20 protein-coding genes are annotated in these 23,099 nt (G+C 47.0%); 12 read left to right on the forward strand and 8 right to left on the reverse strand.

Going from position 1 to position 23,099, the window contains the following annotated elements:
• The first annotated feature begins 20 nt into the window (after window positions 1-20).
• From nadA (SynBIOSE41_RS09360) to SynBIOSE41_RS09390, 7 genes are all read left to right on the forward strand, one after another.
• Window positions 21-953 (forward strand): quinolinate synthase NadA, encoded by a 933-nt coding sequence (gene nadA / locus SynBIOSE41_RS09360; RefSeq protein ID WP_186537609.1) that lies wholly within the window; start codon window positions 21-23, stop codon window positions 951-953.
• Window positions 954-1,311: 358 nt separating this feature from the next.
• The gene (locus SynBIOSE41_RS09365) at window positions 1,312-2,637 is read left to right on the forward strand and encodes a hypothetical protein (RefSeq protein WP_186537610.1); all 1,326 of its coding nucleotides are present in this window, start codon (window positions 1,312-1,314) and stop codon (window positions 2,635-2,637) included.
• Between the two features lie 133 nt (window positions 2,638-2,770).
• Window positions 2,771-3,553, forward strand: a complete 783-nt coding sequence (gene nadA / locus SynBIOSE41_RS09370; RefSeq protein ID WP_370594118.1) for a quinolinate synthase NadA — start codon at window positions 2,771-2,773, stop codon at window positions 3,551-3,553.
• A 53-nt stretch (window positions 3,554-3,606) separates the two neighbouring features.
• A complete protein-coding gene (locus SynBIOSE41_RS09375) occupies window positions 3,607-4,584 on the forward strand; it encodes a ligase-associated DNA damage response exonuclease (RefSeq protein WP_186537611.1) in 978 nt (325 codons plus the stop codon).
• A 41-nt stretch (window positions 4,585-4,625) separates the two neighbouring features.
• Complete coding sequence (locus tag SynBIOSE41_RS09380) at window positions 4,626-4,976, forward strand: DNA ligase (RefSeq protein WP_255475693.1); 351 nt, start codon at window positions 4,626-4,628, stop codon at window positions 4,974-4,976.
• Window positions 4,977-5,001: 25 nt separating this feature from the next.
• Entirely contained in the window at window positions 5,002-6,711 is a 1,710-nt protein-coding gene (locus SynBIOSE41_RS09385; protein ID WP_186537612.1) for an ATP-dependent DNA ligase, read from the forward strand.
• A 56-nt stretch (window positions 6,712-6,767) separates the two neighbouring features.
• The gene (locus tag SynBIOSE41_RS09390) at window positions 6,768-9,203 is read left to right on the forward strand and encodes a ligase-associated DNA damage response DEXH box helicase (RefSeq protein WP_186541060.1); all 2,436 of its coding nucleotides are present in this window, start codon (window positions 6,768-6,770) and stop codon (window positions 9,201-9,203) included.
• 301 nt (window positions 9,204-9,504) lie between these two features.
• Here the strand turns inward: SynBIOSE41_RS09390 and SynBIOSE41_RS09395 are convergent, their stop codons facing one another.
• Window positions 9,505-9,879 carry a Nif11-like leader peptide family natural product precursor gene (locus tag SynBIOSE41_RS09395; protein WP_222930526.1) on the reverse strand — a complete coding sequence of 125 codons (375 nt, stop codon included), beginning with the start codon at window positions 9,877-9,879 and terminating at the stop codon, window positions 9,505-9,507.
• A 424-nt stretch (window positions 9,880-10,303) separates the two neighbouring features.
• Complete coding sequence (locus SynBIOSE41_RS09400; protein WP_186537614.1) at window positions 10,304-10,558, reverse strand: hypothetical protein; 255 nt, start codon at window positions 10,556-10,558, stop codon at window positions 10,304-10,306.
• A gap of 2,480 nt (window positions 10,559-13,038) precedes the next feature.
• Between SynBIOSE41_RS09400 and SynBIOSE41_RS09405 the strand changes: the two genes are divergently transcribed.
• The 3 genes from SynBIOSE41_RS09405 to SynBIOSE41_RS17820 all read left to right on the forward strand — a co-directional run bounded on the left by SynBIOSE41_RS09405 (window position 13,039) and on the right by SynBIOSE41_RS17820 (window position 15,263).
• The gene (locus SynBIOSE41_RS09405) at window positions 13,039-13,341 is read left to right on the forward strand and encodes a Nif11-like leader peptide family RiPP precursor (RefSeq protein WP_186537615.1); all 303 of its coding nucleotides are present in this window, start codon (window positions 13,039-13,041) and stop codon (window positions 13,339-13,341) included.
• 1,014 nt (window positions 13,342-14,355) lie between these two features.
• Window positions 14,356-14,628, forward strand: coding sequence for a DUF3764 family protein (locus SynBIOSE41_RS09410; protein WP_186537616.1), 273 nt, complete (start codon window positions 14,356-14,358; stop codon window positions 14,626-14,628).
• A gap of 368 nt (window positions 14,629-14,996) precedes the next feature.
• The gene (locus SynBIOSE41_RS17820) at window positions 14,997-15,263 is read left to right on the forward strand and encodes a hypothetical protein (RefSeq protein ID WP_222930527.1); all 267 of its coding nucleotides are present in this window, start codon (window positions 14,997-14,999) and stop codon (window positions 15,261-15,263) included.
• Window positions 15,264-16,340: 1,077 nt separating this feature from the next.
• Here the strand turns inward: SynBIOSE41_RS17820 and SynBIOSE41_RS09415 are convergent.
• The 3 genes from SynBIOSE41_RS09415 to SynBIOSE41_RS09425 all read right to left on the reverse strand — a co-directional run bounded on the left by SynBIOSE41_RS09415 (window position 16,341) and on the right by SynBIOSE41_RS09425 (window position 18,239).
• Window positions 16,341-16,826: a hypothetical protein gene (locus tag SynBIOSE41_RS09415; RefSeq protein WP_186537617.1), complete on the reverse strand. Its 486-nt coding sequence runs from the start codon at window positions 16,824-16,826 to the stop codon at window positions 16,341-16,343.
• A gap of 128 nt (window positions 16,827-16,954) precedes the next feature.
• On the reverse strand, window positions 16,955-17,275 hold the full coding sequence (locus SynBIOSE41_RS09420; RefSeq protein ID WP_066905556.1) for a hypothetical protein: 321 nt from the start codon (window positions 17,273-17,275) through the stop codon (window positions 16,955-16,957).
• Between the two features lie 730 nt (window positions 17,276-18,005).
• A complete protein-coding gene (locus tag SynBIOSE41_RS09425; RefSeq protein ID WP_066905554.1) occupies window positions 18,006-18,239 on the reverse strand; it encodes a hypothetical protein in 234 nt (77 codons plus the stop codon).
• Between the two features lie 418 nt (window positions 18,240-18,657).
• On the opposite strand from SynBIOSE41_RS09425, the gene SynBIOSE41_RS09430 reads away from it, so the two are divergent.
• Window positions 18,658-19,254: a DUF1543 domain-containing protein gene (locus tag SynBIOSE41_RS09430; protein WP_186537618.1), complete on the forward strand. Its 597-nt coding sequence runs from the start codon at window positions 18,658-18,660 to the stop codon at window positions 19,252-19,254.
• A gap of 456 nt (window positions 19,255-19,710) precedes the next feature.
• Here SynBIOSE41_RS09430 and SynBIOSE41_RS17825 read toward each other — a convergent pair whose 3' ends face one another.
• Complete coding sequence (locus SynBIOSE41_RS17825; RefSeq protein WP_222930528.1) at window positions 19,711-19,896, reverse strand: hypothetical protein; 186 nt, start codon at window positions 19,894-19,896, stop codon at window positions 19,711-19,713.
• A gap of 1,397 nt (window positions 19,897-21,293) precedes the next feature.
• The gene (locus tag SynBIOSE41_RS09435) at window positions 21,294-21,995 is read right to left on the reverse strand and encodes a triacylglycerol lipase (RefSeq protein WP_186537619.1); all 702 of its coding nucleotides are present in this window, start codon (window positions 21,993-21,995) and stop codon (window positions 21,294-21,296) included.
• 53 nt (window positions 21,996-22,048) lie between these two features.
• On the opposite strand from SynBIOSE41_RS09435, the gene SynBIOSE41_RS09440 reads away from it, so the two are divergent.
• Window positions 22,049-22,519 carry a DUF427 domain-containing protein gene (locus SynBIOSE41_RS09440; protein ID WP_186537620.1) on the forward strand — a complete coding sequence of 157 codons (471 nt, stop codon included), beginning with the start codon at window positions 22,049-22,051 and terminating at the stop codon, window positions 22,517-22,519.
• Between the two features lie 59 nt (window positions 22,520-22,578).
• Here the strand turns inward: SynBIOSE41_RS09440 and SynBIOSE41_RS09445 are convergent, their stop codons facing one another.
• Window positions 22,579-23,088 (reverse strand): hypothetical protein, encoded by a 510-nt coding sequence (locus SynBIOSE41_RS09445; RefSeq protein ID WP_186537621.1) that lies wholly within the window; start codon window positions 23,086-23,088, stop codon window positions 22,579-22,581.
• Between the last annotated feature and the right edge of the window lie 11 nt (window positions 23,089-23,099).

Raw genomic sequence — 23,099 nt, forward strand, 5'->3', positions numbered from 1 at the left:
TCCTGCCCCAGAAGGCCCCGATGAGCTCTGACACCGCACTCGTCGCGGCGATCAACCAGCTCCGCCAGGAACGCAATGCCGTGATCCTGGCGCACTATTACCAGGAGCCCGAAATTCAGGACATCGCCGATTTCATCGGTGACTCGCTTGAGCTGTCGAGGAAAGCTGCCAATACTGATGCTGACGTGATCGTGTTCTGCGGCGTCCACTTCATGGCGGAAACCGCCAAGATCCTCAGCCCTGAAAAAACAGTGGTGCTCCCCGATATCGATGCGGGCTGCTCACTGGCTGACGACTGTCCAGCCGATGAATTCGCCAGCTTTCGCGAGCGCCATCCGGATCATCTGGTGGTGAGCTACATCAACTGCACCGCGGCCGTGAAGGCCCAGAGCGATCTGATCTGCACCAGCAGCAACGCCGTGGATCTGGTGAAGCAGCTGCCCGAACAACAACCGGTGCTCTTTGCCCCTGACCGCAATCTCGGACGTTGGGTGGAGCGCCAGAGCGGACGCGAACTCACGCTCTGGCCCGGACGCTGTTTCGTGCATGAAACCTTCAGTGAGGAAGCCCTGCTCAAACTCAAACTGGAACATCCGGATGCAGAGGTGATCGCCCATCCGGAATGTCAGGAAAACCTCCTGGATCTTGCCGATTTCATCGGATCCACAAGCAAACTTCTGGTTCACTCTGAAACCAGTGACTCCAACACATTTATTGTTCTCACAGAACCCGGGATCCTGCATCAGATGAAGCAGCGGGTCCCAGAGAAGACGTTATTGGATGTCCCCGGCCTCGATGGCTGCAGCTGCAATGCCTGTCCCTACATGCGCATGAACAGCCTCGAAAAACTGCGCGACTGTCTTGAGAAACTCTCGCCGCAGATCACCATGGAGGAATCGATTCGTTCCAAAGCGGAAGCACCGATCAGACGCATGCTCGCAATGAGCAAGTGACGCTCTCAGGCGCTCGGAGGGGAGGGCACTACTTAGCTGCACATTGATCTAGCCAGGCATGAGGTAATTAAGAATCTTCGCACCGAGCTCTATTCCTACATGAATCAGGTCAGTTCACTGAGACAGGATAAAGCGAGCACGCATCTATCAAGATGATGGCCTTGTTCGTAATGGGTGCTGATGCGATGAAGATATTGAATGCGAGTCCAATATCCAAGCGGGCATCGAAGAACTGATTCATTAATCAGTGATTGCCAAAAGAAGGCCAAAACAATCATAAAGCACAATCACGCCTCATTTAATATTGCTAAATTAACACAATATGTTTTGTTCATGAATGCTAAGCAATGAGCCCTCAATGCACCTGCTTCAACTAAGTGGGCTGATGATTTTGTTTTTAAAATCATTAGACGGATACAGAAGCAGAAAGCTATTTGCGTTTCATTCCACGAAGCTTGTCGAGCGTTTATACATCATTCATCCAATTGCCCTAGCTTTTAGTGCTCTTTTATGTTTGATGTCACTAATTACGGGCGCATTCGAATATTATGACCAATCCCTTTTACTGCTGATTACTTGCAGCTGCATTGCAGGTTTTATCAAAAGATTTTATTACTATTTCCCCAACAATCTAGAATCTGAGCTGGAAGGACTTTCAATGTTATGCATACTTGCGTTGGCATTTGAAAACCTTGCAGTCGCAGAATTATTTTCTACAGCATTCTTTGTCATCTCGATAAGCGCTGGCTTAGCAAAGATTAAAAGCACTTCATGGAAACCGAATGGGATAGCTCTTATAAGCTTTTTAACGGTGCCCTGGCAACTCAGGAATAGACTACGACATTACATTAGCGTCAACATTTCCAAGCTGTATAGCAAAACATCTCTCTTTAGATTTTTTATTGTAAGCCTTCAAGTGATCACACCTTGGGCACAACTCCTGTCTGGCATTTTTATTGTGACTTCACTCTTCAGCAGCCAATCATCAAATATATTAGCGATCAGTCTTTTGTTTCAGGCATTATTTGCTCTAACATTATTTATCTCAGCAGATCTGGGCTGGATTCCGCATTTTCAACTTTGGCTAACAATTCTCTTCTTTTACTGTTACGAGATCAACAACGTGTTGCCGGCAGAAAGCAATTTCTCGACCGAAGGGGCTGGCGTGGGACTATTTTACCTGACAGGGTATTGTATTTTTACAGTATATTCTGAATTTATAAATATTCGGCAAAAACTGCCAGTGTTTGCAAAGAAAATATTGTCAACAATTGCCATACCCCTTGAGCCTTTTTCAATGTTTACGGAAATTGAAAGCAAACTCCTTATTACTAATCGCATCATACCTGCAGAGGACAAAACACCCGGAGACTTCTATTTCCTCAAGCAAACAACAAAACTCTCTCGATATCTCATGTATCATCTTTATGATTCCAATGATTTTGTCATTTTTAATCACAGACTTACTGCGCCACCACCATCAAACAAGCAACCAGATTATGTGAGCCAATTTTATTCAATAATCAATTCATTGAGCTCGGGACAAATCGTGATGTACATATATACATGGGACAAAAAAAATTATAGCTTTGCGAGCAAGCTGCATTTAACATTGACAATCAGTCAACAGAGCTGGGGAATACAGAGAATTTCACTTCGGAGAAACCATGACAATTCTCAGTAGGGAATGAAAGCATTAGCGATGCCAGAAGCATATTCGCGTTCAATCACCTCGGCAATCAAAGGGTGTACTCGATACGTCTGAAATTCAATCGAACTTTTTCGGAAGCTAAATTGTCATCCCTCAATTTATTTCATTGGCTGATGCTGACGTGATCGTGTTCTGCGGCGTCCACTTCATGGCGGAAACCGCCAAGATCCTCAGCCCTGAAAAAACAGTGGTGCTCCCCGATATCGATGCGGGCTGCTCACTGGCTGACGACTGTCCAGCCGATGAATTCGCCAGCTTTCGCGAGCGCCATCCGGATCATCTGGTGGTGAGCTACATCAACTGCACCGCGGCCGTGAAGGCCCAGAGCGATCTGATCTGCACCAGCAGCAACGCCGTGGATCTGGTGAAGCAGCTGCCCGAACAACAACCGGTGCTCTTTGCCCCTGACCGCAATCTCGGACGTTGGGTGGAGCGCCAGAGCGGACGCGAACTCACGCTCTGGCCCGGACGCTGTTTCGTGCATGAAACCTTCAGTGAGGAAGCCCTGCTCAAACTCAAACTGGAACATCCGGATGCAGAGGTGATCGCCCATCCGGAATGTCAGGAAAACCTCCTGGATCTTGCCGATTTCATCGGATCCACAAGCAAACTTCTGGTTCACTCTGAAACCAGTGACTCCAACACATTTATTGTTCTCACAGAACCCGGGATCCTGCATCAGATGAAGCAGCGGGTCCCAGAGAAGACGTTATTGGATGTCCCCGGCCTCGATGGCTGCAGCTGCAATGCCTGTCCCTACATGCGCATGAACAGCCTCGAAAAACTGCGCGACTGTCTTGAGAAACTCTCGCCGCAGATCACCATGGAGGAATCGATTCGTTCCAAAGCGGAAGCACCGATCAGACGCATGCTCGCAATGAGCAAGTGACGCTCTCAGGCGCCTGGGACACATCTGCAGATCAGGCTTGCCAGAGTTGATTGATGAACGTTCTTGAGCGAACCGACAGCGGTCTGTATTGCAGAGCAGCGGATGCCTGGATCGATCCCTCAAGGCCCGTATCGAGAGCCTTGATCACACACGCCCATGCCGATCACGCCAGATCTGGTTGCGGCGAATACTGGGCTGTGGATGTCAGCGAAGGAGTGCTTCGACAGCGCCTGGGCCAAGACATCAATCTCCACTGCATGCCTTATCGCCAGGAGTTCTGGCTCAATCAGGCGTGTTTGTCATTCCACAGCGCTGGTCATGTGCTGGGGTCCGCTCAGATTCGTGTGATGGTCGAAGATCAGGTCTGGGTGGTGACCGGCGATTACAAACGTTGCCCCGACCCCAGCTGCGAACCCTTTGAAGTCGTTCCCTGCGACGTGCTGATCACCGAAGCCACATTCGGATTGCCGATCTATGCCTGGGAGTCGGGCAAGCAGGTGGCAACACAGATCCGAGACTGGTGGCATGGAGACCGCGAACGCCCCTCGCTGTTGTTTTGTTATTCGTTCGGCAAGGCTCAGCGTCTGTTGGCAGAGCTCAACGCCATCGGTGTTGACGAGGAAGTGCTGCTGCACGGAGCCGTTGAAACTGTCACGCGCCATTACCGCGAGGCAGGAGTGGCCATGACGGCGAGCAGACCCGTGAGCGAACTGCCGCGCAAGGATTCTCTGGCGGGTCGACTGGTCCTGGCACCACCCTCGGCCCATCGTTCTGCCTGGATGCGGCGGTTCAGGTCACCGCAGACAGCCTTTGCCTCGGGATGGATGGCAGTGCGGGGTGCGCGACGGCGGCGGGGCTATGAGCGAGGTTTCGTCCTCAGCGACCATGCGGACTGGCAGGGATTGGTGCAAACGGTGCTGCACAGCGGTGCCCAGACCGTGTACGTCACCCATGGGCAGAGCGATGTGCTGGCGCGCTTTCTACGCGAACGATATGGACTCGACGCCAAACCACTCGATCAGCTCAACTGAACTAACCTCGAACTCCATTCCTGAAGCACCGTCCCGTCACCATGACGACCCGCAACTCTGCCTTGACCGGCCTCATGGTTTTGATCACCACGACCGCAGCACCCGTGCTCGCCCAGCAAACCACGATCACGATCGAGCAGATCAACACCGTGGTGTTCCCCGCTGATGGTGCTGTAGCGGCGAAAGCAATCTGCACAGGTCTGGCCGACGGAGCACTCACGCGCGATCAGGTCGGAAGCGCTCTCGCCCGTCTGCAGGGTGCTCTGGGTGAAAGTGGCGAATCCGAATCAGCAACGCGTTACGTGAAGGCTTTCAACGCCGCTTCAGCCGGGATCAACGGCTGCAACGTCCAGGTGACGGGTCCCAGTGAGGACAATCTCTGGAATTACTGAGCAGGAGCCTGAGAGCCCTTTCGGCATGGATGCTTTCGCGGCTCTGATCGAGGAGCTGGATCAGATCACTGGAACGAAACGCAAGATTGATCTGATCGCTGGACATCTGCAGCGATCAGATGCTCATGACGCAGCCTGGTCGGTGTTGCTGCTGATGGGTGAGCGGCGCAAACGTTTGATCACCGGTCGACGGCTGCGCGACATTCTTCAGCAGGCGAGCGCAATGCCTGACTGGTTGTTCGATGACTGTCAGAGCCATGTCGGCGATTCTGCGGAAACCCTTTCGCTGCTCTGGCCACAACTGAGCAACGACATCCCGGCTCGTATTCACAACCCTGCCGTGACGACCTGGGTTGATCAGCTCAGCAGCTCACCACCGCTGTACTGGTGGATGGAGGAACTGCTGCCTGCCGTCGCAGCGATGGAACCTGATCAACAAAGCAACATCGTGCTGGCGATCTGGGAGTCACTGCCTTGTGATCGTCTGTTTCTGTTCAACAAGCTGCTGACAGGCGGCTTCCGCATCGGCGTCGCCCGAGGATTGGTCGTGAAAGCGATCGCCACTGGATTTCAGCTCGAGGAAGCTCTGGTTCTGGAGCGACTGATGACACCGGGAGTGGCGTCAGAGCAATGGTTTCGCTCTCTGACTGCGATCGCCGACGGAGAACGCTCCAACAGAGGACCGGTGCCCTATCCGTTTTTTCTGGCCAGTCCGCTGAAACAGGACACGCTCGAGGCCACCTCGGCATCGGAGTGGTGGGTGGAGCACAAGTGGGATGGCATCCGCGGACAGCTGATTCAGCGCGAAAACGGAACCTACCTCTGGAGTCGTGGCGAAGAACTGATCAACGAGCAGTTCCCGGAACTGATTGACATGGCGGAAGCGATTCCCGCCGACACGGTGCTTGATGGCGAAGTCATCTGCTGGGCAGAGCTTGAGAAGCAACCCAGACCCTTCAGTGATCTGCAGCGGCGGCTCGGCCGCAAAAACGTCGGCCGCAAACTGAGGCTGGAGTGTCCTGTGAGTTTCGTGGCCTATGACCTGCTGGAAAGCAATGGAGACGATCTGCGCTCGACATCTCTGCAGGAGCGGCTGGAACAACTCGGCGATCTTCAACAACGCATGGACACCAGCTCGGAGGGGTGGCGTTGCCGACTCAGCAGTGGACAACGACTGCAACGTTGGAATCAGCTCGATCGACTGCGCCAAGAGGCCGTGGAGCAGGGTGCCGAAGGAGTGATGCTCAAACACTTGCAATCGCCCTATCTGAGTGGGCGCAAACGCGGACACTGGTGGAAACACAAACGCGATCCAATGACCCTGGATGCGGTGCTGATCTACGCACAGGCAGGGCGCGGACGTCGCGCCAACCTGTTCACGGATTACACCTTCGCACTCTGGGACCAACAGTCGGAGCTAACCAGCAACCGTCAGTTGGTGACGTTCGCCAAGGCCTATTCCGGATTGAACGACGCCGAGATCCTCGAACTGGATCGATGGATCCGCCGTCACACGCGCGAACGCTTCGGTCCAACCCGCTCGGTGGACCCTGAACTGGTGTTCGAAATCGGATTTGAAGGCATTCAGGCCTCAAAGCGCCACAAGTGTGGCCTGGCAGTTCGTTTTCCCAGGATCCTGCGATGGCGGAGTGACCGCACGGCCGACAGCGCCAACACCATCGAAGATGCTCAAACACTCTGCGATCAATTAGTTCAGCGAACGCGATCAACGTGAATCAGACGTCTCCAGAACAGTGCGATCGCAAGCAGCGCGACCCTGATCAACAGCGGATGCTCGCGCCGATCCTGGACTGGTTTGAACATCAGGGGTGGGAACCACTTCCCTTCCAGACCCGCACATGGGAAGCACACCTGCTGGGGTTCAGCGGGCTGATCCAGGTGCCAACAGGTTCAGGGAAAACGTATGCCGCCGTGATGGGCCAAATCGCGCACATGCTCGAGACACCGGCTGAACAATCGGGTGTCCGATTGCTCTACCTCACGCCACTGAGAGCACTGAGCCGTGACCTTGCGGTGGCACTGAAGCAACCGATCGAGACCATGGGCTGGCCCTTGCGAGTGGGGATCAGAAATGGAGATACCGCTACCGCTGAAAGGAACCGCCAAACCAGAACCCCACCTGAAATCCTGATCACCACCCCGGAATCACTTTGCGTACTGCTGGCGGGTCGCCATTGCGAGGCGTTGTTCAGCACGCTTGAGACCGTGATCCTTGACGAATGGCATGAGCTGATTGGAAGCAAGCGTGGCGTGCAAACGGAACTGGCTCTCAGCTGGTTGCGACAACAACGCCCTCGGCTGCAGACCTGGGCCATCAGCGCAACGATCGGAAATCTCGAGGAATCAGCCCGGCATGCCCTGGGCGTGAATGGCGAGCCATGCCTGATCACTGGAGCCCCCAAGCGTGGGCTGGATGTCACAAGCATCCTTCCCGACAGCATCGATGGATTTCCCTGGGGCGGTCACCTCGGACTGAGGCGATACGAAGATCTGATCGGGCAAATGGAACCCTGCACCAGCACTCTGCTGTTCACCAACACCCGCAACCAGGCTGAGCGCTGGTTCCAGTGTCTGCGCTATGCCTGTCCTGAAATGGAAGGACTGCTGGCCCTCCATCACAGCGCCCTGGATCGCAGTGAAAGAGAGGCCATTGAAGCTGCTGTCAAAGCGGGTTCGATGCTCTGGGTGGTCTGCACCAGCTCCCTCGATCTGGGAGTGGACTTTCAACCCGTGGAGCGAGTTGTTCAGATCGGATCACCAAAAAATCTGGCACGCCTGCTGCAGCGTGCAGGACGCTCAGCGCACTTGCCGGGTGGAACCTCAAAGGTGTTGTTCATGCCGACCAACGCCCTGGAACTTCTGGAGCTGAGTGCCGTTCGCCGCGGGCTTGACAACGGCATGGTGGAAGAGCGACGCCCACCCAACCAACCGCTGGATGTTCTGCTGCAACATCTGACGACGCTGGCATGTGGACCTGGTTTCAGGCCTGACGAAACGCTTACTGCCATTCGCAGCACAAGCTCCTACAAAAAACTGGAGCAGAGTGACTGGGAGTGGTGTCTGCGCTTTCTTGAACACGGAGGTGATTGCCTCGGTGCCTACCCCCGTTACCAAAAACTGCACAGCACGGATGACGGCCGTTTCGTCATTCGCGATAACGCCATCGCAAGACTGCATCGCTTCAACATCGGCACAATCACATCGGCACCCGCAATCCGGGTTCGGTTCGTGCGAGGATCAGTATTGGGACATGTTGAGGAAACATTCATAAGCCAGCTGAAGCCGAGGGATGTGTTCTTTTTCGCAGGACGTCAGCTGGAATTCGTGAGACTTCGCGACATGACGGCCTACGTGAAGACCACATCGAAAAAAAGCACAGCTGTTCCAGCCTGGGCCGGCGGGCAGATGTCGCTCTCAGATCTGCTGACCCACCATCTGCGAGAAGAGGTTGCAAGAGCCGGGCGTGGCGAACTGGATACACCGGAGCTCAATGCGCTTGAACCACTGTTTGAACGCCAGATGGATCTGTCAGCCCTGCCATCGAGTGAACAGTTGCTGATTGAAACCTGCCGCACACGCGAAGGCATGCATCTTTACGCCTATCCGTTTGAAGGCCGATTTGTGCACGAGGGCCTTGGTTTTTTATGGGCCACACGACTGACAAGACGCCATCGCGGCACGATCACGGTGTCAGTGAATGACTACGGTTTCGAACTGCTGGCGCCCAGGGGATATCCCATGGATGACCTGCTGGACGAGCATCTGGAGGAGCTGCTCGACGACAATGATCTGGAAACAGATCTGGAACAGGCACTGAATCTTTCGGAGCTGTGTCGACGCCGGTTCCGTGGTATCGCCCAGGTGGCAGGTTTACTTGTTCAGGGCTTCCCTGGAAAGAGCAAAAGCGCTGGACAGTTGCAGATCAGCGGCTCACTGCTGTGGGAGGTGTTCAACAAACATGAACCCAACAATCTTCTTGTTCGCCAAGCGCGACACGAAGTGCTGCAAGAGCAGCTTGAACTACCGCGGCTACGCAGTGCACTGAAAAGAATGCAACGCGGAGAAACACTGCACTGCCCTACGCCACGCCCAACGCCACTGGCTTTTCCATTACTGGTGGAAAGGCTCAACAACCGTATGAGCAACGAGTCCGTCCTGGAACGCATCAAACGCATGCAATATGAAGCACTGCGAAATGAACAATAAGCAAAGCCAATTAACTGTTACAACGATTACAGCCAAGAGTCAAATCGCTTGTCGCAAACTGCGTATCAGCGATTAACGCGATTCAAAATACAAAACAGACGGCAAAGGAAGGTTTAAACTAAATCAGAGGAGCGCAACAGGCTAATATAAATATATTAAACAGGATCAATTATAACAAAACAAAAAAATTAGAAGAGGTTTATCGTTGAAAGAGTGCTCATCTTAAGAACTAAAAATAAATCCACTACTTATAGAATGTACATTCGAAATAGTCTCAAAAGAGCAGCACGAAAAGTGAATCTTACAATGCATCAAGAACCGTCATTACTATAGTGCCTGTATTTCCTGGACCCTGTTTACAGCCGTCTCCCTTGCCACCGGCAACAGCCTCCATTTCCTCCTCTGAAAGCTCTGACATTTTTGATTTGAATGCCGTTCGTAGATCCTCAGCACTGATTTCAATACCATAATCTGCAGCAAGCTTAACGGCTTCTTCAGCGGTAGTGGCGGCGGTAATTGACTGCCTAAATTCGGAATTCGTCGAAAGCAAATTCAAAAGATCTTCTTGGGCTGACATGTTAAAAAACAATACTTTTTTTAGTTTACGTGAAAAGTACAAAATGGCGATCAAACAAAAGAATTGTTTTATAATTGATGGAAACAATATAATGGGCATCACTTGCTACTCAGAAGGACTGGAATTAAGAGTTCAAATTTGCGTAATCAACGCTAAGGCCGAATAAAATTGACCGAAGAAGTACATGAAAGGTAAGAGCGTATGCACCTGTAGAAGTAAGGACGTGCAAATCCTTTATCCAAGGATGATGAAGGATGCAAAAAACTGTATAATGAGTTCGCAAGCAAAAGTTAGACAGTAAACCATTCACCCATAACAAGGCGGAGGAGAAGAAGGATTAACGCCAAAAAAGATCCCACGAAAAACGCTGGGTAGACGGGATGCTATTCGATACAGCAATCTAAGAGATAAACAAGCAGTGGCGGCCGTTCATGCTCGGAGCCGACTTAACGAAATACGGCGTTAATCAGGCTGCTGAAGCAATGAAGCAGCCACTGCAGATCACAATGACATTCTAACGATTTCAAGAGCCAAGCATAAAGCGCCTGCACGCCATAACCAATATGTCCTCGGTGTTGATCCTGATGGTGCTCTGGCAGCCAACGAGCAACGCCGCAAACGCAAGGCTACGATTCTCAAGGACTTCAAAGATGAAGTGATGGATTTCATCAAAGAAGCGGCCTACCTCTTCGACAGAAATCAGCACTCGAATCAAAAACTTAATCAAGCCTTGACCATTGCCCGTGAGGCAATGGATCAAGCCCACGAAGACCTGCAATGGGGTGACTAACGACAGTTAACTGCTGCACTAATACACTCCAGCAGCTGTTTACAGCAGCGATAGGGAAACTCCAGCTCAAGCCGCACTGACCAATCGCTAGAGCGACCCGAAACTCTCTCTCGAAACTGCATGCAAAACCTTCAACGCCTGAAGGTTCTCAAGACGTTTCTGCGCCTGGGTCAGCATCGCTCTCACATGTGGGGCACAAGCATCAACCAAGGCAGCACCTTCAGAGGCTTCAGCCTTTGTGATTTCAATACAAGGGTCAATTTGGTGCTCAACGGGAAGTTCCTCGTCGAGCGACACCAAGGCAGGGCCTGCAGTAACTAACAGCAGTTGAGGAAATGACCGTCGTGTGTCCTCTGAGAAGGGCTGCATCAACAAGTTATTTAGGGCTTTTCAAGTCTGGCGACTGCAGAAATATGCACCAAACGGGGGAGCTAGGCGCATGGAAGATCACCCTTCCGGGTGATGTGAGTCCGATTGATTCAAGAGATGGTGAAGAGGTCCAGGAGGGATGACCTCCTTTCACTCCCAAAACAATGAGACTCTTTCCTGCAATCGCTGCCATTACTGTTGTCGGAGCAACATTGAATGTAAGTCCGGCAAGGGCATTTGGCTTAGGAAAATTAATTAATGCGGCTGTCGGAGCCTCAGTCGCACAGCCAGTAGCGGCCCCGCAACAATCCAGCACTAATGGATCACGCGCTAACGGTCTCAGCGGTGCATCTGGAGGAAACGGAACTACCGTCAGCGGTCAAGACAACACAGTGAATACTCAACAAGTGACGCATATTCACCACCACCATTACACAACAAACACTACAGAAAACAACATTAGTTTTACTACTAACGCTCATTAAAATTTGATGTTTTGAGTCGGGAAGCCTGAAGCCATGGAAGCAAGGCTGAGAGCTATACAAGACCTAAAAGGGAAAAGCAGGGGGCGTTGAGTGACGCTATCGATCTCCCGACTGAACATTCTCAAGCAAACAGCATCTTTCTATTGCTTTAATACGCCAGCAACCGTTAGCGCTGCTTCTGTTAATAGACACCCCTTATTTAAAAAAGACCTAAGGCACGCTATTCTACTTTGATCATCGCGAAAATTAGCCGAAAAAGTAATTGAAGTGTGCTCAAAGTATAAGACAACTGATTGAGTGAAGAGCATCGAAAAGATGTCAATCATTTTTATGTCCTCATAGTTACAGCTACTCAAACCAAAAGCACCACGATACTCGATATGATTTTCGTATAGCCTCAGAGCTGGGGCTATAGAATTATTACCCAAAGCAAAGAGCTTTGGCATAAAGCTCAAGCCATTAAAGCTAGCGCGTAAATTGGCGTCAAAAATAGGTTTTGTCTCATTCAAGTTCAGCCAACCTCCATACAGTAAAAGTAACAGTAAAATATGAGACTGTCATTGGCAATATGGCAAGGAAGTAGTGTCTCTATCGATCTCCCGACAAAACAAGGTCACACCAATTACACCACGCCAAATGCAGGCCTTTTTTATGGCCGGCCATCACCTGTGACAGATATCACTAAGGGATGTGACACGCATCATCAAATGATCTGGAGATCAGAGAGATCATAAGTTCATTAGCTGAACAGCTTCGGTTCTGCTCCTCGGATACTCAAGTCAATGATGAGCCTTCTTCTCCTAATAACTATCACATACCTACTGTATTTACTGTTAAAACAAATAGAGAGTAAATTAGAGCAGTTAGAGGAATGGAAACAACATACGCTAATGATACTGGCATTCGCTTTAATGATTGAGGTGAGTCGACATGGGTACATACCTAGGACTTCCTGAATCGGCGTGATCGATAGATACCATTGTGCATGCTCAAGCGATGACGACATGTGAATCAAGGTCAAACAATGAACAACATGACGGACGCGAAATCAGGTTATTTAATGGAAGGCTCTACGGATACGGAGAACAACGATGACCGTCGCAATGACTTCTGCGCAGTAAGGATACTCGTATCATGAAAACAACTCAAAGACATAGGAGAAGGTCTGAGCTGACGCCTGTCCTCAGGTGAGGCAGAAAGCCCCAGCTAATCCTAGTGAAGTTGTTGAGATGACAGAAAACTGGATTTGGGTTTCTACTGAGGATTTGAAGAAAGCCAATCCAAACCCTTCGGAGGAAGAGCTGGAAAACGCATAATGTTGTGGTAATAACTCGGTACCAATTGGTAAGTGCTGGGCGTACGAATATGTAGTTTGGATATAGGAAGTTGGCTTCAGAGAGTGCTGACATACTGAGATAATCTAATTAAGCCGCCCCCACAAAAACCTCGAATGGAGAGGAGCTGTTAATTGTCGGTAAGCCCGTAAAGTCTGAATTCTGCTTCCGTACAAACCGCCTGGAAAGGTCCAGAAACCGTACCTTTGAGGTCGGCTGTCCCTCTATTTCCTGCCGTACGAACCGCCTAGAACAAAAAGGTCATCCTTCGGAGACACCGATGACTCAAGGACAACTCGAAACCTTCCTAAAAAAGGTCAAAGCTGACACCAGCCTTCAGGAGAAGCTCAAGAAAGCTGCTGATGCTGATGCAGTAGTAGCAATAGCTAAAAACGTGGGTTTAACTATTTTTGCTGATGACTTGAAGAAAGGCCAGTCAGAACTTGCAAATGAAGAACTAGAAAAGGTGGCTGGTGGAGAACAGTGCCCCCTGAATACTGGGTGCCCGCTACATACTGGCTGGTGGTGCACTGGAGTACTGGTTGATCAACGACCACATCGTTCTGGCGCTAGTGATGCATAACTACATAAAAAAGCGATTAGGAGTATGGTTGAATAAAGCCGAAGATTGAAGGCCAAAACCCGGACAATTTCCGTCAACAATACACTTAAGCCCAAAAATCAGATGCCTAAAACAGGATCAGTTACCAAAAACGAGAAATTTGATGCAATTTATTCTAGCTTACAAGGTGCAAAAAAATTAAGCAGCAAGAATTAAAAGACATGGCAAAAGCAAAAGGCACTATGCAGACTAATAACTATGACACCTAAAATCACTCCAAGAATGGTAAGTGAGCTAATTAGCTAGATAAGAACTGATAGCCTTAATAGACATCAAATAAATTACTCAACGAAGCATAGCCAAGCAAAAGATAGTATAAGAAAATCAACAAACAATAAAAAGGGTTTGGTGAGGTATGCATTGACGAGCTGAAAGATACAGCGCTATAAGCATCCGTATAAGCCAAACTAGATAAGCGGTTTTATACCAATCACCAGAAACAAACCAGAACTTCTCAACGTTAGCGCCGAGGCTATGCAGTGGGTTTAACCAAAAGTGCTGCAATCCTGAAAGAACAAGGGGGTATTACCCAGAAATAACAATGCTCAACTATGCCTTTTAGGTCAATCTTAATCATCGCCCTCTCCATCACTATTGGCGTTGGAGCAATCACCAGCACATAAAATCAGGCCAATGAGCTATCAACTCAGAAACAACGACACACAAGAAACAGCAGTCAGGGTTAGAGGTTGCTGATGATGCTGACTCGTAAGACAAACAAAAAATACATCAAAAATAAAACAATAACAGATCTATTGCTAAAGCTGATTCATTAGTACCTCTGCTATATCAGAAAGCGGCTCATGACCTTTCTAATAATAATCAAATAAATACTATTACTTGGGTGTAGCAAAAAACAGATTTAAGAGGTATGGCATTCACCCAATCAAACTGAGCAATGAAAAAAGACTGTCACAAAGCGAGTTGATCAAGCGAGGTCAGATGTAAGAATATAAAGAGGCATCAATTCAAGCCATGGAAACCACTGTCTGGACTTTCAACTTAAGCGTTCCATTCACAGAATGGGTCAAAATATATGACAGCGAAGATGTCTCCAAGATGCACTCTTCAGTGGGGATCAAAACGCTGTTTCGTGGAGTCAGCAAAAACGATGAATCTAAAGTCTGTGCCGTTCAACAAGCCCCAGTTGGTGTAGCACAAAAACTGTTCGAAGATAACAAAGAGATGATTAGAGGAGCTGGTCATATCATTGAAAGTACAGTGATAACTGCCTATTCAGAGAATTAATATCAACATCAGAGCGTGTTATAAGACTGAATCTCAACCATAGCCAAAGAAAGTTTAACAGAATAATAAACAACTTTATTGTTGAATTAAATCAAGGATAGCTTCACTCATTCAGCAAGATTCGCAACAACTAGTGTGCGAGTCATAACTTAAAAGCATATATGTTAGTAGAAGAAAGCGGCATTTAAGTACATGCTAAACAGAAATCAGTTGGATTAATTAAATAAATCCTAGACATCAAAAATAGAAGAATCATAATAATACAATAAATCAGCAAGGAATGTAAACCAATATAATTTTATAATTCGCACGAATTGTGAATAAAACCACCATGAGTCGTATAATGGACTAAGACCCCACTAGAAACAATGAATTTTGATATTGTAATTCTTGATGAGTTCATCAAAAGCTATCCAGAAATAAAATGGAAAAATTGGAAAGACTATGTGAGAGAGCAAATGATCAGCCAGGGAGATCACTGGTCAACAGCATCATTATCGGGAAAAGATATTTGGGATTGCCTAGACAAGCATCAAATTAATCCTCTTCACCTCGTGCAGTGGAAACCAACTGTGGACACTCTTTATCAGGTGAGCTTACCGGACCATCCACACCCGTTCGATCATCCGTTGTAAATTATTTATATGGATTGTTTGTACAATGCGATTCAAAAATAGATTTGCTTTTAATAGCCTAGGACTAGGAGCCTTACCTAGCAATAAAAAATTGTCTTGACGTGAATTTAACCATCAATAAAAACACTTAAGACACGGTAAGCCTAAGAGGCCAATAAAAATTGAGCAACTTGTCACAAATGAGAATCATCAATAGCGCAGTTTAGACAGACCAAAGCACACATCTCAAGCCTATTGTTCGTAGCCTGAAGCATCTTGTGAAACCAGTATGAGTCAACGCAAAGCACCTTATTTTCCTCTAAGCAACCAATATTTCTACCTGGTCTTTTCTGTAATTCTATCTTTTTTGTTTGGGTGGTCACTGGAGGTCCATCTATTAACATCTAGCGGCTTGTTAGATTAATAAACGGTTAGATACTGACCAGAGCATATAAAGAGAATAGATATAAGTAAAATACAAACTCTACAGTAGACAAAGATCCCATGGTTATAATGAAAAATATATACCGGATCGAAGAGTTAAACCCCTTCCACGAATGGCATTTTCATGGATCAACAGTAGACCAACAGGAAGCAATTAACTGGGCACAAGACCTATGCACTCAGATCAAACGATCAGTGCGCGTTCTGGATCAAACAGACAACATAGTAAAACAATTTGATGCTGAAAAGTTAACAAAGTAGGGACTATGGAGGACTGATGGGAGAAGTATTCATAAGCATAAAATAACCTACATGGGAAATGTTCGATAAAACCTAACTTTCAATGATTCAGAATGATGACGACAGGTGATTGAATTGATCTAAGAATAGACGGCTAGACAAAAGATGCCAATTAGACTGAAGACTTCTGACAATTACAAATGCTCGACAAATATACCTGCTGAACTATCGTGCGAGTGAAATAATCGATAGCCTTAGAACGCAAAATTTTAGACTCATTGCGAGAACAAGACATTTAAAGAGATACGACGTCCAAATCAACCAACAATAGTTTAAAGTATTAAAACATTAAAATGTCAACAGTAAATAATGAGCAAAAGAAATTAGCACAAATAACCAATTGCAAATAATATCCTAATGGGTCCCGGATACTTTATTTTCATCACATGGCTTCCAATAATTACCAACTTTGAAAACAGTATTACAACCCATTCTTTGAGCAGCAAGACGTGCGAGTTTTTCGTTTGAATACATCAGTTGACTTTCAAGATGAGATTTCTTTAATGCATGGGGATGTGAATGATGAATATGAGGCATTTGTTGCTTAGATCCGCTTAAATTAACGAAACCCATGCTCAACGGACCAGCGGTCCAGACCGCCATAGTGTTTAAACCAACAGAAAGTAATCCCATACCGACAACAGACGCAGTAATAGCTCCCATGGAAACAAGTCCAATGCCAACAACACCCATTGGCACAATGCCAATACAAACTACGCCCATAGGAACAATACCGATAGCTACAACTCCGAGTGGTGCAATGCCAAATGCAATTTTCTTAGGTTTTGAGCCACAGTGCTCTGATGTATTGGAGTTAGAAGCTGATGATTCAGTAGCCATTAGTCCGAATAGTATCTCTCTCGTACACTAGACATAGGAGTAACAGTCGAACATTACATTTAGCAGTTGACCATCAAAAGAACTGAATGGGACTCACATGAAACTGATCTAACAATCAAAAAGCACAGTCAGCTTGATTGCGATTGGGTGGCAACGACATGTATTTCCTCCGCCAGTTTTTTGATAGCCGCTAGCGTTTCTCGATCAGTCTGGGCCTGTTGTTCAGCGATTTCACTTTGTATATTCTGACCAACAATAATGATTGACAACAAAACCAGCTGGAGAAATGTTTCAGCAATCCAGGAAACAATTTCTAAAGGATCTTCTGATGACAATGCTTCGGGCAACGAGATCAGCGCTATGAAGGCAAAAAGATAGGCGCAAGTCATTGTACCTACTTTTTCTGTGACAAAAAGAGCAACTTGTTTATTGAAGTCTCGGAGAGGCATAATAGGAGATGATCTGATGGCGAATTTACAACTTATAACTCATGAAAGTGTGAATTACCAGAATTGTTTGGATATAAAGTCATATTCAATTAAAACGACGGCTGATGTAAAAGAATGGATCATAAATCATAACCTGTCGAATGTGAACATGCTCAAGAGCACAATCACAATTAGAGAAAGAGCTCATTTAATCCAAAGATTCACAGATACTCTGAAGACTTTTCAGACGTCAATCGAATCAATGCGAATGCAATGGAGAACAAATGCGAAAAACTTTTATGATGAGCAAAATCAACGTAAATGAAGCCAGACGAATCATTGTGGAGCCACAGTCCATTCTAAAGACTCCCAGCCAAGACAAAGCAATCATGATCGAAATCCTTACGTCCATCTAATGCCTTGCATTGAACATAAAAAAATACAAGCTTTGAAAGGGGTAGTTTTAATCAAGCGAGTTTTGGTAATAAAATGTGCGCCGCTGAGAGACACAGCAAAAAAAGTATGCCCTTAAAGGGTTAGCCATAATGCTTAAATTGTTCTAAGCGGAGATAAAATGAGATAAGACCACGACGATTTTCATCATGATGAAGACAACATCAATGAAGGAATCTATGAATTCAGGAGAAGATTCTATCAGATTCATTACAAACAGGAGCTAATGGTAAGACCATCATGCAGCATAAAAAGCACCACTAAGCACTCTCAATTCAGATGAATCTAATTTCTGGATTCAGGTCTGACGCTTGAAGGTATAGCAACCTCCGTGGTAGCCGGTGAAGGGCTGGGCGTAGGTGACCAGTTCCCAGCCTTGAGCACCGAGTTCATTCATCAGCTGAACAAGGCTGACCTGCTGCGGATGGTTTCTTGAGATCAAGGGCTTGTCGTCCAGCCAGAGCTCCTCAATCTCGCCAGTCCAGCTCTTGCCACGGGGAACGAAGCGCAGCTGTGTGTATTCCCAGGCCATCAACGCTTTATGAGTCGATGGACTCTAAAGCCATGAGCTAAAAATTGAGCGCATCGCCCCCCACCGCGTGATTCAAAAAACATGAAACGGACCAAACGGTTTTTGCTGGAGGGGCAGTGCGATCATTGAAAACAGTCACAGGCAAAACAATTCCAGGCAAGAGACCAGCAACACGATGGCCAGCTCTGAAACGTGACAACGCTTGAAAGGACACCACCTATCAAAACCATGTCATGCTGTAGTTCCTGAACCTGAGGTCAACGGTGGACCGTGAAGGTTGGTTCAAGGGACTGACCAACTCGAGCAGAAGCGGCAGAGCAACGCTCACGAACAGTTGTTCCCGCTCAGCATGACGGATCAGGATCGAATGACTGAATGCAGAAGCGTTGTGCTGCATTACAAATCTAAAATTTGAGCAATGAACAAAAATCCGAGGCTATTTCTGGTTGTTCTAGGAGGGAGAAGCGCCGATTGTCACATTGAACTGCACGATGTTCGTTGGGTTGTGGGAGCAAACATTGAGGAGACAATTCCGAAGCTGAGACAAGAATGGTTTGGATTAACCACCGGACTGCATATCGACAGTTACAAGGTAATCCAGCATGTTGATGGCTACACCATTGAGCTATTCGAGAGACACGAGGAAGAAAACTCGAAACAAACGACGTCGTTAACCGCAAAGAACGAAAAGCTTTGGTTCATCAACCTAGGAGGCTACGACAGAAACTCGTTACAGGAATTGCATCAATTCGGCCTGGTCGTGGCTCCCAGTAAACAAGCTGCAAAGGCACGGGCACGTCAGCGTTGGCTAAACACAGCCTTGCAGGTCCATAAGGATGACTTACACAGCATCAACAATCTGGGTGCAGTCGATGACTGTTTACCCATCTTCCAGCTTGAAGGATGGCAAATCCTGCTAAAAGCTGAGCCAGGAATACCTGAAACGGAGCTAAAGCCAGATTGGTTTGGATATTGGCGAATCGATGGAAGAGTGCCGAAACCCCGGCCTGAGTAACGGAGGTTTTGATCAGTCAATGATCAAGAGCAGATGTAAAGTCAAGTGAAACTAAGGAGTTGGCTCACCTAAATCAGAGCATGGCTCGGAGTGATTTCAGTCATATTTAACCTGAACATAGATCTTCAGTAGATCATCGCTTTAAGAACTGTTCATTTGTCCTGGCCATGATCTCAACGAACAAGTGTCCTGATGATAGGGGTGAGGGAAACGGACTAAGTGCAAACGAATAGCTTTCCAGAGTAGAGAAGGAACGTTAACAATAGTACGAAATAATATAGACAAAACAAGGCAAAAAATAGAATTTAGAGTCAAATAAAATCAGCAGAAGAATGAAAATTCAATTCGGAAAATATCTACAAAAAAACAGCCCAACAGCAAAGAGCCTAGCAGCACTATGAGAAACAACAAACTTCCGAGTAATTGACAGCTAAATTAAATCTGTAGAAATATATGCTAAAAAACAGAAAAGCAATTAATACGCTCGGGAAGACGAGGAAATTCTCCCAAATAAAGCTCTTGAATCAAAGCTCGAGCACCTTCTTTATTGCTGGTATCAATCAACAAAGAAATACGACTCTTCCACCAAGCCCTAATGGGACCTGCATGTCGTTTAATAAAGACATGAGAAGGAAAATCCATGAAAAGCAAGTGAACGAGAACTAATATTAGATGAGACATTATTTATAGAGGCATACTTGTAGAAAGTCAGTAGCAGAAACTACAAAATTGTGACAATAAAAATCACACCCGCATTTTTAACCAATAGTGTAGAAGAAAGAGAGCAGTAATATTGGAGAACTTTTAAAATTGGACTCAGGAGATCAAAAACGCCATTAAAGCCATTCTCACCCAAATCAAACCTGCATTTCCAAAAAATTGGAAAACAATCGTGTACAACATTCTCGTTAATCTTATGCAAAATGAAAATGACCAATACACTTATTTGCAACGCGAAATTCCGAAAAATGGAGAACCCCATGAAACATCACGCTGGTACCGTAAAATGAACAAGCCTGGTCAAGTAATGTTCAGTCGACTTATTAGCCTTTCATGTCCTGGCAACACAGACCTGGACTTAAACCATTGTGATCAACATGAATTCAATCAGATAAATACAGTAGTACCATTAGCAAAACACGCCGCTAATTGTTAGCGCTGAAGTACCAAAATAGTTTAAATCAGTTCGGCAGGATCATCATGCCTGCAATGCAAGTTCAAAGTTAGGTTGAGCAGAATTGAATAACCAATTCATATTGCCTCATGCGTGAAGATGGTAAAGAAATAATTTAAACCGCTCGATCAAGTTTCGTTTGGACAAAATATTAATCCCAGGATAAGAAGAATAAGTAGAGTAAGGAATCAATTCAATCCATTCGCACGTTCACCATATATGCAACCATTAACATATATAGACGCAGATGCAAGAGAAACATTATAAAAAGGGTTGCCAAACTATCTGGATGAATTGAAATATTGTGAGTTTTCACTAAAAATTTATTTATTATTCTTCCATAATTTTGAACCGTCCCAACCGACGAAGAAGGCAAAGATGATCGCCCCGTATGCACTAGGCACAATGACGCCCTCCTTCACCATGGAAATGAATGCCAACACAAGAAACACTAACCACGAAACAAAAGACCACCTATCCTTTTGAGATGACACGATGACAGTTGCAAGTGCTCAAATTCTAGACACTGCACCGGATACGATCATGCACTAGCTGATTCCCGCTCAGCCCTATCTGTAGCTACGAGTCTCTGGTCTAAGGGCGTTAAACTTGCTTGATTATCAGGCTCAAACGCCTCACCCAATAACTTGACCAATCGAAAATCTGTCGCCTCATTGTCCAATATCTAGAATTGAATCATTTCAATGCTTAAAGCCAGCACTCCCATCGAACAGAATAAATAAGAGACCATTCAACAAAACACAATTGCACCAATTGCATGATCTAAATAGTTCTCAAATATTTTTGTTGCAATTAGATAACTGACAGGAATCAATACAAACTACAAAGAAGTGATTTGCTAGAGTCATGTAATAACAAAATGCCACCAAACTTCAAGTCTTTCTGGAGTGAAATAACATTTGGAGCCAAACAATCCCCCATGGGCTGTGTCATGAAGGATGTGATGGCGAGCATCTCGAAGCAAGGCTGAATCCACTGGCACCAGACCATCACCCGTAACATCCACGGCTCCAGCAATACCGCGATAGCTGCCTTTGGCGCTGCGCCGACTGAAAGGAGAGGCGATTTCACTCTGCAAATCGAGATCGCCGGCAATGGCCACATAATCAACGTTAGGCTCATGACATCCAGGGAAACATCGATCAACCATGGCCCGAAGCGGTGTAGCACGAACAGCCTGGTGTGGACTGCCCAAGGTGATCAGCCGATCACATCGGGTAGCTCCTGCATAGGAGCGTCCTTGAAAGAGTTGACGACTGAGATAAGGCCGGAGCATCACCCCCCCAGAGCTATGGCCGATCAAAGTGACATGAGCTGACGATGACTTGGCTTGGAGGCGCTTCACCATCTCATCAACACGATCCAGAACTCGGCGCCATCCAAACCCCCAACTCGTGAGAAGCCAGTCATAGCGGCTAACTGGGACAATCTGAACGTCGATCACTCCCTGTTGCCGCAGCCATTCGGCCATAGGCTTATAAGCCTCTTCAGTGATCAGGAAACCACCGAGAATCACAACAGGCTGAAGTGGGTCAACAGGATCCATAACTCCGATCGGGCCCAAACAACGCCATCATCTCTGTAATCGAGAACATGGCCATGACAAAAGAAAGAGTTGCTGACTATCCGCGACCTCCAAAGCTTGAGCTTAGTTCCGACCATGTACTAGTGAAGGTAGGAGGAGAAATACTCTTCGATGGCAGCGGTTGTCAGCGTGTGCTAGAAACCTTTCATCCACCCACTTACTACCTTCCCCCAACAAGCACAAACGTGAATCTGTTGATTCCCGCAGCTGGTCGCAGCTTCTGCGAATGGAAGGGAGTTGCTGAATATTTCGATGTCATAGCTGGAGGTCATCGCATACACCGCGCAGTATGGCGCTACCCATCTCCCACAGAATCCTTTCAAGCAATTGCTGGTTGGTTTGCTCTTTATCCAGGATTAATGGATGGGTGTTGGCTGAATGGGGAAGAAGTCACTGCTCAACCAGGAGGTTTTTACGGAGGCTGGATCAGCTCAGCAGTTGAAGGTCCATTCAAGGGAGACCCTAGCCATCCAGAACTGATCTAGTCAACAGAATTAATTAGTTAAGCAGAATTGATCACGGGAAGGCACCTGTAGTAAAGATCTCATAAATCATTCGACCATTGCATTTTTAATTGCTCGTACAAAAGCCGTTGCCTGGAAGTCGTCACCAAGCTGTCAAGACAAAGCTTATATCCGGATTTTGGGTTACAGAAAATTTTTTGCGAGGTTTCAGCAATCCACTCAATAAATCTCGATGCACCAGATTCGGGTAGTTTAAAAATTTCAGTGTACTTTTGTGTTTCCACTTCCTGCAAGTAAGGAAGGATTTCTCGATAATCAGAAAGTTGGTAGAGAAGAAACTGCTCACCGAGCCAACAATCCTTTAAAGAAAGGCTGGTGCGCTTTTCACAAATTTCAGGATCAGCACAAGTAATATACCTAAGTCTGCCAAGATATGAAATCGATTGAAGCTGCTCAACCTGAACAAGAGGGCAATAACTAATAGTAATTAGTTCAGGATGCTGGTTGATTTCAGCAACATATAACGCTGCATGAGCATCGCCTTCATCAATAACGTCGCCAAGCCAATTAACAATAGAAGGAATTCCCATATCGAGCGAAC

The sequence above is a fragment of the Synechococcus sp. BIOS-E4-1 genome (assembly GCF_014279995.1).
GTDB lineage: Bacteria > Cyanobacteriota > Cyanobacteriia > PCC-6307 > Cyanobiaceae > Synechococcus_C.